This window comes from Brevundimonas sp. KH_058 (assembly GCF_057838505.1).
Window position 1 is genome coordinate 3016061 of record NZ_CM174469.1, and the last position, 18179, is coordinate 3034239.

Below are 18179 nucleotides of genomic sequence, written 5' to 3' on the forward strand. Positions count from 1 at the left end.
CGTCAGGCCGCCTGGAACGCCTGGGAGACGAGGCGGGCGGCGCGAACCGAGCCGAAGTCCCGGGCCGCCTTGGCCAGACGAACCGGATCCATGGATCGCGCCCGTTCCAGCGCCCGGGGCAGAAGCTCGGCCTTGTCCTCCGCCAGCCGGTCCATGGTCTGCAGCAGATCGACGAGCAGGACCTCCTGGGTCAGGCGCGCCGGGACGGACGACTTCTTGCGGAAGTCGTAGGTCCGGCCGCCGAGCTTGAACCGACCGTGACGCTTGAGATTGTAAACCACCGGTTCGTTGTACAGCTGCGTCGAACCGACCCCGAGTCCGTTGAACGCGCTGGGAGACACCATCAGGAAGCGGTCGTCCTTCAGGAACGCCTCAACCAGTTTCTCGGGCCTGGCGGGCGCCTTGCCGAAGCGGGTCTGGCGCGGCGCCATGTAGACGCCGCCGGAGACCTTTTCGAGCCGCCCCTCATCCAGCAGCTGCCGGACGTGGCGGTCCACCGCATTGGACCATTTCTCGAGGTCCTGGCGGCGATAGACCTGCCCGGGTCGCAGCCGCTTCTTCAGATCATTCAGGGCCGACATGGTCACCTCCGGCTTCGGATGTGGGAGCGTTACGCCAGGAATGCAATGCATTTGATTTAAATTCCATGCAAAGTGGCGAAGCTCCTAGGTCACTTCGCCCGTTACTCGTCACAGGCAGCGCCGCCGGTCTGGCGCGCGGTGCCCCGCGACACGTTGGCGGAACCTATCGACTCCGATTAACGTCCAAAGGCTCCAGAAGATGGCGCGGGCCTCCGACATTATCTTCAGGTCGCCAGGGGTCTGATCTGTGAAACAAGCCTTCGGCGTGCTGAACACGGATCGGGTCAACCGGCAGAACATGCGCATCGCCCCTTCGGGCTTGGCCGAAGCGATGGAGACCATGGTGATCGCCGCGGTAAAGCGCGGACTGCCGGCGGGGGCGCCAAGCCATATCAGTCATGATCGCCATAGGCTGTATGGCTGGATGACCAGCTCTGAACTTCACATCGCGTCGGACATGACGCGCCAGCTCGGCGGCGTTTACGAGGTGGAGACTGCGGACGAGAAGGCGAGTCTCGCCAGCCTGGCTGAAACCTATTGGGCGGCTTTTCATGCGGGACAGGTCGCACCTTATCGCGAGGCCCTCGAGGCTCGCGCGGGAGGCGCCGATCTCACAGACGTACGCCATATTTCAACGGAGGCGGCCTGCCTTTCGCGGATCGGTCTGGCCGAGCAGCTCTATCCTCACTTCTTCCGGCCTGGCCTGGCCTCAGTCGACAAGGACGGCCTGGTGGATGTCGGCGTTCTCCTCGAAACGACTACGCAGGTCCTGCCGGGCGTTTTCCATGACAAGGAGAGGGACCTCCTGCTCTTCGCGCACCGCTTCTTCAGGCGTAGTCAGTCCCATGCGAACAACCTGAACGCCTATTTCCTGAAAGATTTCGATCGAACGATACAATCGGTCGATGGTCTCCGGGCGCGACTACGGCTCGACCCTGACCTCGTTGGTCATCCGGACAGCGCGTGCATGCCCATCGAACTCGAGTACTGGCGTGGCCCTCGCTATGAAGATGACATCGCGGCCATTCCCAGCGGCGTCGCCGAACATAAGGCCGACGACCGCCAGCGGTTTTTCGAAGGCGTGGACAAGACACAGCTCTGGTGGAAGTCGCCCGAGAGCCGGACGGGGGAGGCTGGGCCGCCGGAACTCTATCGCACCTTTGAAGTCGAGGAACTGGTCGAGAATTCCAGTCCGGGAGTCGGCGCCGACCAGTTCGCCTGCCGCTACGCCCACGCGGAATACAGGGCGGAACTCAAGGCGGTCTCGCATTTCGACGGCGCCATTCGAGCCTATGGCGCAGAGCCCTATCTAGAGCGGATCGAGGCCGCGATCGACCGCGCGGGTAAACAGGCCGACTATACCAAACTGTTTCGCTTGGATGGCGTCCTCCCCGTTGAGCGCTGGAAGAGCCTGCTCACCACCTACTTCCGCGGCAACCGCTTGATCCCGGAGTATCTCGGGGACGCTGGGGAAGAGGCGATCGCCGCGAAAGATTCTCTCGAGACAGCTTCAGCGCCCGTGACCGCAGGCCAAGCGGCGAGAGTTCTGGAACCCCGCCTGGCGGCTCTGGTGAGCTTCAAGGCGCCGCCGGATGCCGATCGAGACGCTGGTCCGATCGCCGAGGAGGCCCAGGAGATCGGCGGCCTCGTCCTTCCCTTCGTGGAAATCGGGTTGAGCCGCACGGCCGCCTATCTGCGAGACCAGTACGGCCTGACCGGCGTCTGTACTGTTGGCTTCAAGGACGACGTCTACAATCTATCGCTAATCGGCCTGGGGGACGGCGTCTCGAATCCGGAGCGCTGGTCGACGGTCGTCGGGGGGCTCGCTGCGGCGCTCAAGGAGGATGTGGAGGGCGGCATCGTGAAACGGGCGTCCTGTTCCTTCACCTGGCGGGTTGCGGACGTCGAGGTTCGATTGTCGGTCGGCGGTGAGGCGGGGAGGGTGGACAATTTGCTGCAGGATGCGCGGGCGATCGTCATGACCGGGAGCCCTGCATCGGTTTGGATCGATTCCTTCGCGGAGGCGGTTGTGCGACGGGCCGAAGACCCGGCGGCGGAGATGAACTGGCGGGGCATGCGGACTTCTTCTGGTCGACTGTCTATCCGGCGTTCCGGAGAGCTGGAGTTCGTCATGACCCCTCCCGAAGGCATTCTGGAGCGGATGAAGACCGCTCTGGATGAACTGCCGCATTCTGCGCGGCAGGATGATTGAGCGGCAGGAGAACTCTTTGAGATTTGGACGAGCGGCGTGCTGGCGCGGTGCCATCATGACCAGTGATCAACCTCCCGCGACGTGATCGTGCATATTGCCCAAATACAACCCAGGCTTCACCATGAGGCGAACACTCGGATTTTGAGGCGCCTAGATTGGTCGCCCGGCTTGGAGCTTGAGGGGCCAATGTATTTAGAGAAACTCGGACTCAGGAATTTCCGCTCGTTCGAGGAGACAGAGATCCCCCTGTGCAAGGATTTGACGATCCTTGTCGGCGAGAACAACGGCGGCAAAAGCAACGCGATCGACGCAATCCGGCTCCTGACCCAGCCCTTGGGTGGTCGGCGGGATATCTACTGCGAAACGACCGACATTCGGTTCGGCAGCGCGACCAGAGCGTTCGATCTCAGCGCAACATTCACTGACCTGAACCCCGGTCAAAAGGGACGTATGATCACGGCCGCCACAGATCCAGCCATCACGGGCTGTGTCTTCGGCCTAAAATACGACGAGACCACGGGCCGCTTCCCCGTCCGGCCCCGACTCTGGGCCGGAAGCCAGCGGGGAAACCCAGAAGCCGGTTGCCATGAAAGCGTGCGTCACGTTTATCTTCCGCCGCTGCGCGACGCCAAGCGTGCCCTTGCCTCCGGGAATCCGACCCGCATCTACGCGCTGCTCAACCACTTCCTTGAAGGCGGAGCGCCTGAGGATGTCGCGAAAGCCCTGCGGCGCGGCGGGGATGCCGACATTCTCAGCAAGGTCGGCGGGGCAGTCGAGACGGGTCTGTCCGCGTTGACGGCTGGAGTCCGGCGCCAAGCGGCCTCTCTCGGCTTTGCCAACGAAGAGAAGCTCATCGATATTGCTCGCGATCTTCGATTCAAGCTTTCTGATCATGGGATCGAACCGGAAGATCTGCGCTACTCCGGCCACGGCTATGCCAACCTTCTCTACATGGCCACCATCGCGGTGGAGCTTGAGAAGGTGAACGACGCCGATCTCACGCTGTTTTTGGTCGAAGAGCCCGAGGCCCACCTTCATCCGCAGCTTCAAGCTGCGGTGTTGAGCTTTCTGGACGAGCAGGCGACCAAATCTCGGGCGCCCCGGGAGGGCCACCAGGGTCCTGCAGGCGAGCTCCAGATCATCGTGGCGACCCATTCGCCCAACTTGTCCGCCTGGGTCGAGAGCCGAAAGCTGGTGTTTTTCCGGTCCCACCTGCCCCCGGCGCCACAGGCTGTAGCGGAGCCGTCGCCGACCGAGCCAGTCCAGCCGCTGGCCGGCGTTCCTGCCGAGATCATGCCCGAGATCGAGCCGAACCCGGTCGTCGCGGCCGGTCGACCCCGACGCGTTACCCGGTGCATTCCCCTCGCGAAGCTTGAGCTCACGGATATCGAGCGTCGCAAGATCGATCGCTATCTGGACGTGACCAAGTCGGCTTTCCTGTTCGGGGGGCGGGTCCTGCTGGTGGAGGGCATCGCCGAGGCTCTTCTGCTCCCGGTCATCGCCAAGAAGCTGGTCCTCAAGGACGACGTCGAAAAGCTGCGACTATTCCGTTCCGCCGTGTTCGTCCCGATCGATGGCGTCGACTTCGACCCCTATGCGAAGCTGCTCCTGACCCCATACGAGGACGTGCGAATTGCCGACAAGCTCGTCGTCTTGACCGACGGCGATGCCGGCGCCGTGGCGGCCGGGCAAGAGACGCCAGGTGCCGCGCGCAAACGCAAATTGACCGCTCTTGCCCAAAGTTTGCAGGCTGGGGCGTTGCTTGACGTCATCGTCAATGACTATTCGCTGGAAAGTGAGCTTGTACGTGCCGGCAATGCCGCCATCATGAGGACGGCTTACCTAACCCTCCACCCGCTATCGGAAGCGAAATGGGACGCTGCAGCGGGCCAAGCTGGTGCCGCGCAAGCAACCGCAGTTCAAAGGCTGTTTGAAACGACCCGCAAGGGTGATTTCGCCCAAGTGCTTGCCGACGCGATCAACCAGGACGCCCCATTCACCGTTCCGGGCTACCTCACGCAGGCCATCGAGGCCTTGGTGGTGTGACCGCCAACCCCTTCAAGCCGACGCCCGAACAGGCGCGCGTCATTGAGCACGACGGTTCGGCGTTCGTGGCTGCCAGCCCCGGGGCGGGCAAGACGACAGTCATGGTTGAACGGGCGCGGCGATGCCTCTCGGTCCGAGGATCGGGCCGCGGGATCGCCTTCCTGTCCTTCACCACTGCTGCTGTCTCGGAGCTCGAGGAGAGACTTCGCCGGGAGGGGTTGATCGCCACGCCGGCCTTCCCGAACTTTATCGGCACATTCGACTCCTTCCTCTGGCAGCTCCTGATCTCTCCTTTCGGCGTCGAAGGCTGCGCTGAGCGGCCTAGGCTGATCCCCGACAAGGATGCTCGAGACATCCAACCCTATGAAGGAGCGCAGGTCCTGAAGTTGGATTGCTTCGATCGGGCGACGGGCGCAGCCATCGTCGAGAAGTTGAAGCGCGCCGGCTTCCGCGGAAACAGTACTGCCCACGAAACTGCGGCGAGGAACTTGCGCCAGCGGCTCCTCGGCCGCGGCGAGCTCGATTTCTCTGACGCCCGGGAGATCGCCCTAGCGCGGCTTCGAGACCCCGCAAACGGGCTGGCGCTCCGCGCGGCCCTAGCCGCCCGCTTTCAAGAGCTGATTGTCGATGAGGCCCAGGACTGCAACCCCGTCGACCTAGAGATCATCGATTGGTTCCGTCAGGCGGGCACGCCCGTAAAGGTGATCTGCGATCCCAACCAGGCGATTTATGGCTTCCGGGGCGGTGTGACCCGAGAACTGGTCCAGTTCGCACGGTCCTTCCCCGCTCCTGAACGTCTGCCCATGTCAGGCAATTTTCGATCCAGTCGACACATCGCGCGAGGAATCGTCGCACTGCGCCCGGCGACCGAACGTGCGCACGTTGATGAGGCGCTTGGGGCATACCGCGACGAGCCGACTGCGGTGCGAATCCTTTCCTATTCAGGCCGGGGCGTCCCTGCCGCCATAGGGGAGAGCTTCCGCGAGCAGACCGAGGATTTGGGGCTGGCCGCAAAAGATTGCCCTGTGGTGGCCGCCACGCGGAGGACCGGCGCCAATGCCCTTGGTCATCCACCCGATGATGGCGTGCGCGATCTTAGCTACCGGCTCGCCGTCGCCGTGAGTGACTTCCACTTCTCCTTCGAGCTGGGAGGACGCAAGGACGCGTTGGAGACCGTCCATCGGATCATGCTGCAGGTGGCCGGGCGACTCGGCGGGAAGACCTATCATCAGCATCTCAGCGAGGCTGACCTCGGTCCGTTCGATTGGCGGCCGGGCGCGTTGGCCGTCGCCGACGGCTTGAGGTTCACCACCGAGCGGTTCGCGACCGCACAGGCTTGGCTCGACGAAGCGCGTCGTCTTCTCGAGCCCCTGGTCCCCGCCGGGGGCGGAACCATCAAGCAGAAACTGAAATGGAACAGCGATCTCGCCCAGGCCCTCTCATCGGGCCCCTCCAATGGCCATCCCGCGCGCACTATTCACAGCGTGAAGGGGATGGAGTTTCCCGCCGTTTGCGTCGTGATGACGGCGGCGACGGCCAAGGGCGTCCTTGATTTTCTTGTCGCCGGCGGCGCAAACGATGACAATGAGGAGGCGCGGAAAATCTATGTCGGCGCCTCGCGGGCCGAGCGGCTGCTGACAATCGCCGTGCCCCGATCCCAAGCGGAGCGCCTCCGACTCCTGATCGCGGGCACGGGAGCTGGCGTGGTGGTAACGCAGATCTAGAATAGCGATGGGTTCTTGCCGCCATGCCAGCCAGCCGCTCCGAATCCTTCCTGCTTCAACTCGCCGAGCGGACGTTTCTCAAGCCTTGGGCGATCCCCGGCCCGGCCTATAAGGCGGGAAAAGAGATCTCGGATCTCGTCATTCCGTTCGGCGACGATGTGATCATCGTCTCGGACAAAGCCTGCGACTTCGATATCGCTGCCGGCCCCGATCTGGCCTGGTCACGCTGGGCGACTGCCGCGGTCCACGACAGCCTCAAACAACTCGGCGGCGCTATGCGTCGGCTTGAAATGCCAAACACCCGGGTGTTCGTCGATCCCGCAGGACGCGACCCGCTTCCCTTTCCTTTGGCCTCGCGTGAGCGACGGCGCTATCACTTGGTCGGCGTCGCTCGTCCGAACAAGGATCCGACGATGCGGCCGGCGGGCTGGTCCAGCCTAGGTTACGACGATGAGGCCGCAGGGACGCCGTTCGTGCTAGGTCGTCTTTCTGTGAGGGGCGAGTTCGTGCACCTTTTCGACGGCGAGACGATCGATCTCCTCCTCGAACGTTTGGACACGGCGCCCGACTTCATCGCCTATCTCACCGTCCGGGCCGCGGCGCTCAGCGCCGGCAACGCCTATCGGTTTCGGGAGACTGATCTGCTCGCTCACGCCACCCTCAATTGGATGCAGGGACGAGGCTATCAGATCGATGGCCCTGGCCCGATCTTGTCGCCAGAGATCGAAGGCCTGTGGTCGAGCTTCGCAGGATCAGAACGAGACCTTGCCACAGCCGAAAAGAACCGGCCGAGCCGGTTCATCGATGCCACCATCGGCGACTTTCATCGCGAATACCTCGCCGCGCAAGCGACGCCGCAGGGCCACCCCGACGCCAACAACCACGAGGCTGCGATGCGTATCCTCGCCCGGGAGTCGCGGTTCAACCGCCGGGTGATCGTCGGGGCCCTGATCGACCTTTTGGAAGAACCGAATCAGAAAACCTCGTGGGCGGCGGTTTTGGAATCGCCGTCCACTCCGGGTGTTCGATACGTGTTGATGACCTTCCCGCCGCCGACGTTGGGGACTGAATCCCCGGACCACGACCGCTGGTGCTTGAATGAGTTGAGCGACCACATCATCGCAGCGGCCGACCTCTTAGGCGGGAACACCATCGTCGGTCTCGGGGTAAACAATCGGGCCTGGGACGATCCGATCCGGCTCATCCGGGTTTTCGACGCCGCAGACTTGAGTCCGGAATACCGCCGCCATGCCGTCGGTCTCCGGGCTCAGGGCGTGCTCGCCAACGCGACGGCGAAGCAGACGACTTTCGTGCCCTGACCGGCCACGCTAAGGCCGCGCTGCATGAGCTGAACCCCACCGACCGCCGCGGCGGTCATACGGCGCACAGCTTGCGCATGAGAGGCCAGGCGCTGCCGAGCGTCGGCGCGATCTGCCTCGCTTCAAATCCGTCGGTCTCGGCGCGCGGCGCCGAAGTCTGGCTGAGCGACCGTGCATGCGCCTGTTGCGTCAGGCAAACTGGAGCGATGCAGCCCTTTCGGATTCGCCCGATCTCAGAGCAGGACCTTGACGCAGTCATCGTCCGAGCGAAGGGGCGGCGTGCCCATCTTGATGCTGATCGGAGGTCGGAGATTGGCGCGGACTATCGGCTGGGTGGCGCGGTCATAGAGTTGAAAGCGCTCGACGAGGACGGTCTCGACAAGCCCGAGCGCCGCGCAAAGCTGGCCCAGCTCTTCCGGGAGTACTGGCCGGATCGCCCCGTTATCGTTCTCGATCCCGCGCGCCTGCCGCTAGAGGGCCTTCGAAGATACAGGACGATCATGCGTGGTCCGTTGAAGTCCGGCATCACCCAAGCGAACAAACAACTGCAGCAGTCGCGCCTCGAACATCCGGACGCGAGCTGTTCGGTGCTGTTCCTTGTCAACAACAGTTATGCGGCTCTGACTCACGACGAACTGATGGCGCTCGCGCAAGAGCGGGTCATCAACGACACCACCCATATCGACGCCCTGGTGGTGGCGGGCTGCTATCTTCACGGTGACGGTTTTGAAGCGATGTCCATCTGGCCGATGGATCGGGTCGAGATCTTCCCCGAGCGCCCCTTCACCGGATACGAGGCCCTGAAGTCGGCCTGGTCCGGCCTTGCCGACAAGCTGATGACGGAGATGATCATCAGCGGAGAGGGGACCAAGACACCGGTCAAGGACACGGTGTTCGAGATCGACGGCGTGACCTTTGTCAAACCGGCGCCGCCTCTTGGGAGGCTTTCCGAGTTCTATGTTCACGGACGACCCAGAAACGAGCCGGCGGAGCTTGAGGCCGTCGCCACGACGTTCCCGGGGCTCTCTCCCGCCGAGTTTTCGCGACTTCAGAAGACCCCGCTTGGCCGGGATCCGGCGTTTGCAGACTATGAGGGGTGGAAGGCCCTGCAAGCCCGGGCGTCGTCGGCACGGCGTCCGGAACAACCGTTCGTCGTGATGCCCGTCACCCGTGGGAGCTATGAGGCCTGGCGTAAAAAGACGGGCGCGGCGGTCTCGTTCAAAACCCTCCTGGCCCACGCGAACGACCGGTTCGATTTCGCGGTCCGGCGTCTGATCGCCGGGGCGCGCGAACAGGCCGACGAGGCGGGGCTGCCTCGCCGATGCGTCATGGCTCTGACGGAGGTGATCGGCCAGGACGCCGCCAACGACGTATCCGAGGTGGTGTTGGTGACACGGACCGGCCGGGGCGGACCCCAGGCCACGCCCCTCGTTCGAAACGCCCGCATGTCTCATCGTCAGGCCCTGGCGCTGGCCGCGGCCCACGCCGTGGCGTCGGGACTCGATGCGATCGTCTGGTGGCGGGACGAGCGCTACGCTTGGCTTTGACCTTCGTTGCCCGAACGGTCGGGTGGAGGCGGAGCGAGCGCGTCGATGCGCGCCTGAATCGACCTGGCGAGGGCGGCCGCCTCTCGTTTCAAGGTCCGGGCCGCCGCCAGCTGACCCTGTAACTTGTCACGGCGACGCCTGTCGTCGGTCGAGCCCCCGGCCTCACCGAAGGCGAGGAACTCGATGTAGACGCCTTCGGGATCGGTCAGGCCCTGTCGGGCCGCGACGATCGAGAGGCGCCGGGCCTCCGGCAAGGCGTCGCCAAGGGCTTCATCCAGGCAGAAACCGATCACCTGCCGGGCGGCCTCGTCGACCTTGACCGACGTCTTGAGGATATCAGGCCCGCGCGACGGCGCCGGGGGTTGGTAGAAGGGATGGCGCGACGCCGGATCGAGCCGACGAAGCGTTTCGATAATCGGTTCGAGCTTTGAGAACGGCCGCAGACCCTCCGGCAGATCATTGCGATGGCTCCACAGCGTCAGGATCATCTCGGCGCAGCGCGACCGGGTTTCGTCGGTCGCGGTCGGAGCCTCTGCGGCCAGCATCAGCTCGGCGAGATAGTGCGCCATCCAGCGACTGATGAAATCTCCCCGTCCGTCGAGATCGAGAAGACGGACGATTTCGCGACCCAGGTCCAAGCGTTCAGCAGGCAGTTTCAACGGAGCCGTCCTGTCTGAGGAGAATGATGAGGAAGGAGTTGCGCGGACGATAATCGCCGGCGTCGTCGCCGTCGCCGTAGCTGCGGTCAAGGATGCGGCTCATCGCGACCTCGACCAGGAGATCGCGATCGAGACGACGAAGCATTCGCAGGAGCGCCGGGGTCTGGACCATCAGCCGTTGCCCGTGCGGGCCCCTATGTTCGCGGCCAGAGTCGCCGTGCGTCGTCCAGAGATCGGCGCGGAATGTCGCCGGCCCGATCCTGCGTGACCGCCAGACGTGTTCCAATGGATCCGCACGAAGCCGGAAGCGCCGCGTGATCCAGGGCGCGGGACGCGGCGGCGACGCCGACATGGCCGATACCCAGGGATCGGCGGCGTCTAGGCCTCGATCCCGCTGGAAGTCTGTGATCCACCCCCGAAGCTGGAAGGGGCTCTGATCGATCTCGTCCTGGTCCGCGCTGGGAATGTAGTAGTCCCAGGAGTCTCCGGCGCTCTGGCATGCCGCCATCAGGGCCGCGGCGGTCGCCGGATTCACCAGGGCCGATTGGATCCGAACGGTCTGTTCGAGGCCGCCCTCCGCCTGCACCCAGTCGCCGGCGACAATGCGTTCGATCGCGTTGGGCCGCCAGGCCCGCTCGAGGTCCGCACGACCCATCGACCAACGCCACAGATCGCGATCCGGACAAACCGGCGCCGGAAGGGCCGGCTCGGCGTCGAGCCGGTCGGAAAGCCAAAAGCCATCGTCTCGAGACATGGCGAAGCGCCGCATCCAGTCTTCAAACTCGTTCCGGGACGCAGACTGGTGGCGCAGGGGGGGCTTGGTGCGAGCCAGCTGTCCGGCGACGGTCAGGAGCCCATGGTAGCCGAGATAGTCACGGTAACTCTGAAACCGGGTTTCATTCCCCCGTCTCGACCAACCCGGATCGTCCCTGCGCGGGTCGTCGGCCTGATGATCGTAGGTGACGCGCCAAGTCTTCAGGATCACGTCCTCGGCCATCTTCTCAAGCCGATCCGCAGAGAGGCCGAAGGCGTTCGCCAGGCTCAACGCGTCGCCCCGTGCGAGCTCGTAGTCGAACCTGAACCGACCGGTCTTGCGGTGGGTCTGGCTGTACCAGTCGGAGCCGCCGAAATGATCGGTGACCTTGGCCGGGAGGCGCGGTTGATTGATCTGCTCGAGCGCCTGCCGGGCGCTGTGGGCCAGGGCGATCTCCCCGCTACCCGCGAGAGCGAGCAGGGCACCCGCGGCGGTCTGGCGGATCAGGACGTGATCGTTCGACGCGGTCGCCGCGTTCCGTAAATGGACGAGGAACGGGCCGGCGCGGGCGGGATGGTCATGCACTGCTCGCGCCACGGCGAGATAGCACCAGAGCTCGGCGTTGAGCCGATAGAAGGGCCGGTCCATGGCGGCGCAGGCGCCGGGATCGGTCGTCGCCAGATGGGCCGCGAGCCCGTCGAGGACCCTGGTCCGGTCAAGTGTGAACAGATGCCGGACGATATGAGCCGCTTCCCAGCGCGTGCGGTCCAAGGGAGATGACAGGGCGCCCCAGATCAGGCCCGCAACAGACGTCTCCATGTCGGACGGCGGCAAAAGCTGCGGCCTCCACGGACCGTCCCCGAAGGCTTGCGGCATGACCGTCTCCACGAGACCGACGCCGTGGATCAAAGCCTCGGCGGCTTCTTCGGGGGAGAGAAGATCGGCGATTTGGGGAATGAGCTCGAAGAGGCTTTGCGGATCGGCCAGCCCCCGCTCCCCGGCCACGCCCTCGAGAACAGCCTCGATGACCTCCCGCGGCGTAAGGCCTGTCAGGGCGCCGAACCGTTCGGGGGTGAGGCCGCGCGACTCGCTGGCCTTGAAAACACGCCAGCGGCTTCGGACGAGCGTCAGGCCGCCCTGGCGAAGAGCTTTCTGGACCGCCAGCCTGCGGCGGGAAGCTTCGGGAAGCGCCTCGAGGACGCTCTGGATCGAATGACTCTGGAGCTCGCTCGAGGCAAGGAGGTCGGTCATGAACGCGGCGATCGCATCGCCAGGAACTGCCGCCAGGATCTCGGCCCAGGCGACCTGCCTGTCGAAAAACCGTGTCGCTCCGGATTGTGCCGCCAGCAATGCGAAGGCGTCCGCCGCCGTGGTGACCGGCCGGACGGCGAGCCGCCGCCGAAATCCGGCGAGCCAGGTTGTCGATCGACGATAGCGGCGGCGTGGACCGAACCGGGCGTCGGGCTGCAGTCGGGCCAGGCCTGCCCGGAACGGCCGAGTATCGGCATGTTGGCTACGCGCAACCTCGAGCATGTCGCGCCATGTCTGTCTGGGCGCGCCTCGCAGATCGAGGCATCGCGCGAAAATCCCCACGATGGCCGGCGTGTCGGAAGGATCGGCTGCGGACAGCGCGGCGCGCATCATGTCCACGAACGGCCATGACTGTGACAGTCCCAGAAAGCTAGCGCCGACCAGCGGATCGAGACGTCCGCGCGCCCTCAGCGTGGCCTCAAGCGATTCCAGAAGCGCTTTAAAGTCGCTGACTCCCCGGTCCCGCCAGCGGCTGACGATGGCGACCGCGGACGTGGCGTCGAGACCGGCGATGATCGCGACGGCTTTTCCGAAGTCGAAATGGTCCTCCATGTAGGCGCTGGCGAACTCGCCGGCCCGCGCGAGCCGATAGGCCAGCTCCGGCCTGGCGGAACCGTCGTCGGCGGCGCGCCCCAGGGCGAGCAGGGCGGTCCATCTCAACGGCACCTCGTCGCCGAGCAGTCCCGCGACCTCGACGGCGCGATCGAGGTGGGCGAACGCTTCGGTCGGTTCGCGGCTCAATAAGGCGCGCGCAGCGGCGACATGGGTGGCCAGTTTGGAATCGGCACGCTCCGCGGCGTCGGCCCACTGGTTCGAGCAGCTCCGTTCCGCATAGAGCGCCGCTCGAACGCCGAGGCGGCCGGTCCTCGCCACCTTGCGCGCGAGCCGGGTCCAGGTGGGCGTAAACATCGGGCGGCTTCGCCCCTCGACCCAGGCGTCGAGACCAGCCAGCAATCCCGGCGTGTCCGTGTCCGCTTCGATGAGGACGTCATGGGCCAGTTCGAGGATCACGTCCTGAACATCGGTCGCGTCATCCTGATGATAGCTTAGAGCGCTCTGGCTTCTCTCCCGGGCTTCGGCCCAGTCAGCGGACAGGTCCGGCGTTGGAATTCCCGCGAGGGCCCGTGCCCGGAGATTGGCCCAAGGCAACATCCCGCCGACCCGCCGGCGCGCAGCGCCTCTTTCACTAGAGTCATGAGTTGAAGCGCCCCGACCGCTGACGGGCGGAAGAGGCAACAGGGTGTCGAGAGTGGTCGGACGGCCCTTGAGGGCGTCTCTCAGGGTGATCGCCCGGAGATACCATCCCCGATCACTGGCCCAACGCTCTCCCAGACTGTCGGGTGCAGTCTTCGGCAGGACACCGTTGAGCTTGCGGGACAAGGATAAAGGATCGAAGTCCCCGAGACGGGCGGCGGCTTCCACGAGGGCGAGGACGGCAGAGGGTGAACGGTCCCCCGACCGATCGTCGCCCTGGTCACCGGACACGGGACGCCGGCGCACGCGCAGCAAGGCTTCGACCACGGATCTCGACGGAGACCTGTTCACCTGCGCAAGAGCGCTGACGACGCCCGCCGTAATCGCGAAGGCCCGGTTCTCGCAGGCGAAGGCGGCTATCGCTTCGACATCTTCGAAGCGTCCGTGGTCGATCAGGCGTTCTGACAGGGCCTGCGCCGTCTCGAAGCCGATACGTGAGGGGCGCCAACGCCCGATTTCGCGCACGGCGGCGGCGGGACCGCTCAGATTCAAGTGAGCGAAGGCCAGATCGGTCTGATCTCTCAGGCCGAAAGGCTGGGACTTGCGCTCATCCGCTGGAGCGCGCGACCAGGCCATCAACAGGTCCTCGGCGGTTCGAAGCCTGGAAAGCGCCTCGCCCCCGAGCTCCGCCTTCTGCGAGCAGAGGGCGGCCTCGCGGGCGTAACGGGCCCCAAGCCAGCCCTGCAGCAGCCCGCGGGCCACGATCGCCTGGATGCGGCCGGCATCCAGATGGGCGCCGAACAGGTCGGCATGATCGCGAACCAGCTGGTCCTGGAGCCCGGAACCGGCGGCGACCTCGGCCGCCTTCATGGCCAACTTGGCGGCGTCGAGATGGCGGCTTTTACGGAGGCTGGCCTTCAGTGCGTGCTGAACGCGCATCGCCTCGACGTCGCGCCGTTCTAGGGGACTGTCGGCGGGAAGGCGTTCCGCCTCAAGTGCGATCGACACGAGCTGGTCAAGACGATTGGCCTCAAGGAGGAGGGCCGGCAGGCTGGCGGCGACATAGGCCGAGCTTTCGGCCAGCGGGGCGAGCCGGTCGGCGAACCGGCCGAGGTCCTCGGGACTGGCGGCGTAGGCTTTGCGGAACCAGTCCTCGACGGGTTCGTCGCGAAATTGGACTGCGTCTCCCGCCGTCATGAGCCAACGGCCGCGTCCGAAGTCGTTGGCGAAACTCCGGACGGCGGCGGGTTCGACGTCCGCCAGTTTCGCCAGAACGGAAATGGGGACGAGCGGATGCAGAGAGGCCAGCCCGCCGCAGAGGGCGTCGATGCCGGCGGGCTCCGGCGCATGCTTTCGAACGTCGGCCAAGGCGGAGCGAAGTTGGCCGGCGATGATGTCGTCTACGGACCGCGGTTTGGAGCCGAGGCCCCGGAGCATGCCGACGAGACTGTCGCTGGTCGCCAGCGCATTCGCCTGGACACGGGGGTTCTGCGAGGTCAGTCGATGAAACTCCGTCAGCTGGGTTTCCTTGGCTTCGGGATAGTGGCTGCGGAGAAGTGCGGCGGTTTCGGTCCGGCTGAAGTCCTTCAGAGGACTGACTGTGATTCCGGCCGGAGGCTGCAGCTTGTGAAGCCGCTCCGGTCGGCAGAGCATGACGAGACGGACGCCGTCGGGCAGGGCGGCTTCGAGCAGATGCGGAACGAACGCCGGATCTGACGACCCTTCGGCAGCCATCATGGCGTTGTCGGCGGCGTCGACCACGATGAGAACCAGAGCCTGCGGCGAGACGGTGCGCAGGGCCCGGCTCGCCTGCCCCAGCCGGTGTAGAAAGGCTTGCAGAAGGGCCGTGTCGCTCGCGCCCCGCGGGAGGATCGGATCGCACAGCCCCTCGAACGCCAGCTCGTTGGCCATCTGTGTCAGGGCGACGCGGCACGGATGACGTTGGCGATCGAGCCGCCGGTATTCGCCGCCGCCGAAGCAGTCATAGAGCACCGAGGCGGACCCATCCGGCAGGGCGTGATGCAGCCGCGTCGCCACAACCGACTTGCCGACACCGCCTTCGGCGGTGATGACGATGGGACCGCTCGTTTCGAGAAGCTGTGCATGAAGGTCGGCCTCCTGTTCGCGAGGGACGACGCTCGTCAGACGCTCAAGGTCGGGTTTGGCAGGCAACAGTTCGTCTTCGCCGACACGAAGCGAGAGCAGCACCTCGCCCCGCCGGATGCCGGGATCGGTGGCGAACTCTGACGTCGCCTTGCGACCGACCAACGCCGTGAGCCGCAACACAGCGTCCAGATCGTCACCGACAATCAGCCGGCGCGTGTCCAGCGCGAGAAAGTCCTCTACTCCCGAGAAGCTGGGCTGAGAGCCGTCAAGCTCCACGCGCGCGAAGAAGTCCTGGATGTCGGGCGGCGGCAGCGCCGACGCCTTCAGCATCTGGTCTGCGACGGCCGCGTGACGCGGCGGAGCGCCCGTCGCCAGGTCTTCCACGGTTTCGATAACCGAGGGCGCGATGCGGCGGTTGGAGACGAAGCGGAACCGCATCTTCGAGAACACAGCGCCGCGACCGTGCTGGGCTATGAGCTTTTGGAATCGGGCCGCGAAGCCTTCAACGGTCGGGGCGATGCCCGACGCAGTCCAGGGCGTGTGCGACCGAAGCGTCGTGTGCTTGAGCTGAACGTAGTCGATCCGCGAAGCGTCGGTGAAATTTTCAGACCCATAGTATTCGCTGACGTCGATGACCTCCTCGCCCTCGACGACCGGGGTGAGAGTGGCCTGTTCAGCGGGCGACGGCCCCTCAATGACGACGGCCTCGAGCCCGGACCGGGGAGACAGCAGATGGAGTGCGCGACGGGCCGCCCATGCGTAGTGGAACCGGTCGCCGTCACGACTGGGTCTCAGACTGGTGTTGCGGCGGATCACCGAGGCGACCTGGGAGGCCCTTCGACCACCGCGCTTGATCCTGCATAGTGACCGAGCGAGACCAAGCCGAAATGGCGTGCAGTCAGTTTCATTGAGAGCTCCCGAATCGCTGAACCATTTCAGGTTGCCCCTTTCTCAGCAATTCGTGGGGCTCAGTTTCACGGATGTTGGTCCGGCCCCTCTTCCTACACGACCAGCCGTCATCGCCGGTTTCGACACCGCGTGGGCGCTTGGATCTGGCTGACCGGAGGCTGCAGTTGCTGATTCCGAAAAACAGGGCGGCTCATTCGGCTTCGATACGCACCAGATCTTCGTCCAATCGACTGATCCAGACGCCTGATCGGTCAAGGCTCGGCGCCCGCTCGGCTGCGGCCGTGTTGTCGTCGACAGAAAGTCGGGCTTTCAGCCCAGCCAAGTCGCCCGCGATCGCCGCTTTCAGCGTGACCTGCTCGACCCCCACGAGCGCGGGCCGGAGCTGGAGCTTGGTCAGCACGCGATGATCGTCGATCGTCAAAGCCTCGGCGGGCGGCAGTAATCCGCCGCGGGTGAGATAGGCTCCGACGACCGCTTCAATCGGCGCGTCGCGTTGCTCCGCATCGACCCGCCTTCGTGGCGCATCGCCCAGCACGTCTGTTGCGCGGCGCTGAGCAGCCAACTGGTCGTCGGGCGACGCTTTTGCCAAGTCGGTGAGGGCCGCAGCGAGATCGAAAAGGCCAAGCCCGTGCATCAGGGAGCCGTAGTGTCGCCGCACCATGCCTAGGCCGAGTGCGATCTGCTCCTCCGGGGTCGTTGTGCCTTCGACCTCAGGGTCCTGAACCCAGAGTTTGGGGGCGCTGCCCAACGTATCGACTCCCCACCGGGTCGCTATGGCATAACGTTTGAAGGTCGCGTTGCGACGTCCGACGGTGATCGTCGCGCGCTTGGACTGGTCGTAGGCTTTCGCCAGCACGGTCCCAAGGCCGCTGGCCGCGTTGCAGCCCTTCGCCTCTATGATCGCCAGCTGCCCTGACGGCGCCCAGGCCGCCCAGTCCGGCAGGTCCCCGGTGGGATGCCCCCGGCTCCGTCGGATGTAACCGCCGGCCCCGGTCAGCTGCATCGGCGGAGAGTGAATGGTCTGGAAGTGGGAGAAGCCGAGATGGTGGGTCGCGTAGGCGCGCGCCACAAAGCGACCGAACAGGCCCGAGAGCGCCGTCTTGACCTCACGGGATTGGCCAAGCGGGGAATGAAAAACGAACCACTCATGGCCGGGAACCAGCAGGGCGTCGAAAACCGCCCACGTCCCCAAGGCCGCTCCCGGTGTCTGAAGAACTTCCAGGATCCCCGCGTCCTCGATCTGGCGGGTCGCGAGATCGACGCTGTTGCCCAAAGTGGACCCGCGAGCCGGGGTGAAACGATGATGGAATTTGGGCACCGGGCCGCCCTCAGTCTTCTGGACGTGAGACTGGCGCGATCGGATCGAGAGCTGTCCAGCCCCGATCCCAGCTCATCGGATTGCCTGATAGCGAGCGCGTCGCCGGGCGGAACCACCGCTCATATCGGACGCCCTCCAAGGACACCTGGTCCCTGCTGGCCGCTTCGGGAAAAGCGGCGTCCAGTCGCACTTCCAACGCTTCATGATCCGTGCGCGGCAGCAGTCCAGCCGCTTTAAGCGTCCGAGCCAGCCGTGCGACTTCTTCACGCGCCAATCGAACCGATGTGGCGTGCTTGTCGGGATTGTTGCCATCATAGGCATCCTGACGTGCGACGGCGGCCTTCAAGGCGGCCTCCGCGGAGTGCAGATCTTCAATCGTAGGAGGCGTCATTATCGAAGCTTAGGACGCGCCCGCCGGGGCGAGCAAGAACCGCGGTTCCGTGAGGGCGTGCGGCGTGTTGGATGGGACCAGCAGGTTTGACCATCGGAGGGTCTTGAA

At 65.0% G+C, this 18179-nt stretch carries 10 protein-coding genes; 5 read left to right on the forward strand and 5 right to left on the reverse strand.

Annotation, left to right across the window (positions count from 1 at the left end; all coding sequences use genetic code 11):
* Positions 1–2 precede the first annotated feature (2 nt).
* A complete protein-coding gene (locus tag AC3ISA_RS14960) occupies positions 3–581 on the reverse strand; it encodes a hypothetical protein (protein ID WP_305635986.1) in 579 nt (192 codons plus the stop codon).
* Between the two features lie 247 nt (positions 582–828).
* Between AC3ISA_RS14960 and AC3ISA_RS14965 the strand changes: the two genes are divergently transcribed.
* The 5 genes from AC3ISA_RS14965 (at position 829) to AC3ISA_RS14985 (ending at position 9429) form a co-directional block, all read left to right on the forward strand.
* Positions 829–2793: a hypothetical protein gene (locus AC3ISA_RS14965; RefSeq protein ID WP_489178500.1), complete on the forward strand. Its 1965-nt coding sequence runs from the start codon at positions 829–831 to the stop codon at positions 2791–2793.
* A gap of 186 nt (positions 2794–2979) precedes the next feature.
* Positions 2980–4839, forward strand: coding sequence for an ATP-dependent nuclease (locus AC3ISA_RS14970; RefSeq protein WP_489178501.1), 1860 nt, complete (start codon positions 2980–2982; stop codon positions 4837–4839).
* Entirely contained in the window at positions 4836–6563 is a 1728-nt protein-coding gene (locus AC3ISA_RS14975) for a UvrD-helicase domain-containing protein (protein ID WP_489178502.1), read from the forward strand. Before AC3ISA_RS14970 ends, AC3ISA_RS14975 begins: the two co-directional genes overlap by 4 nt.
* 23 nt (positions 6564–6586) lie before the next feature.
* Positions 6587–7882, forward strand: coding sequence for a hypothetical protein (locus AC3ISA_RS14980; RefSeq protein ID WP_489178503.1), 1296 nt, complete (start codon positions 6587–6589; stop codon positions 7880–7882).
* A 77-nt stretch (positions 7883–7959) separates the two neighbouring features.
* Entirely contained in the window at positions 7960–9429 is a 1470-nt protein-coding gene (locus tag AC3ISA_RS14985; protein ID WP_489178504.1) for a hypothetical protein, read from the forward strand.
* Here AC3ISA_RS14985 and AC3ISA_RS14990 read toward each other — a convergent pair.
* The 4 genes from AC3ISA_RS14990 to AC3ISA_RS15005 all read right to left on the reverse strand — a co-directional run bounded on the left by AC3ISA_RS14990 (position 9414) and on the right by AC3ISA_RS15005 (position 18026).
* Entirely contained in the window at positions 9414–10067 is a 654-nt protein-coding gene (locus tag AC3ISA_RS14990) for a hypothetical protein (RefSeq protein ID WP_489178505.1), read from the reverse strand. The two genes, AC3ISA_RS14985 and AC3ISA_RS14990, sit on opposite strands and share 16 nt — an antisense overlap.
* A 4-nt stretch (positions 10068–10071) precedes the next feature.
* Positions 10072–16269, reverse strand: coding sequence for a hypothetical protein (locus tag AC3ISA_RS14995; protein WP_489178506.1), 6198 nt, complete (start codon positions 16267–16269; stop codon positions 10072–10074).
* 283 nt (positions 16270–16552) lie between these two features.
* Positions 16553–17635, reverse strand: coding sequence for a hypothetical protein (locus AC3ISA_RS15000; protein WP_489178507.1), 1083 nt, complete (start codon positions 17633–17635; stop codon positions 16553–16555).
* A 55-nt stretch (positions 17636–17690) separates the two neighbouring features.
* Positions 17691–18026: a hypothetical protein gene (locus AC3ISA_RS15005; RefSeq protein ID WP_489178508.1), complete on the reverse strand. Its 336-nt coding sequence runs from the start codon at positions 18024–18026 to the stop codon at positions 17691–17693.
* Between the last annotated feature and the right edge of the window lie 153 nt (positions 18027–18179).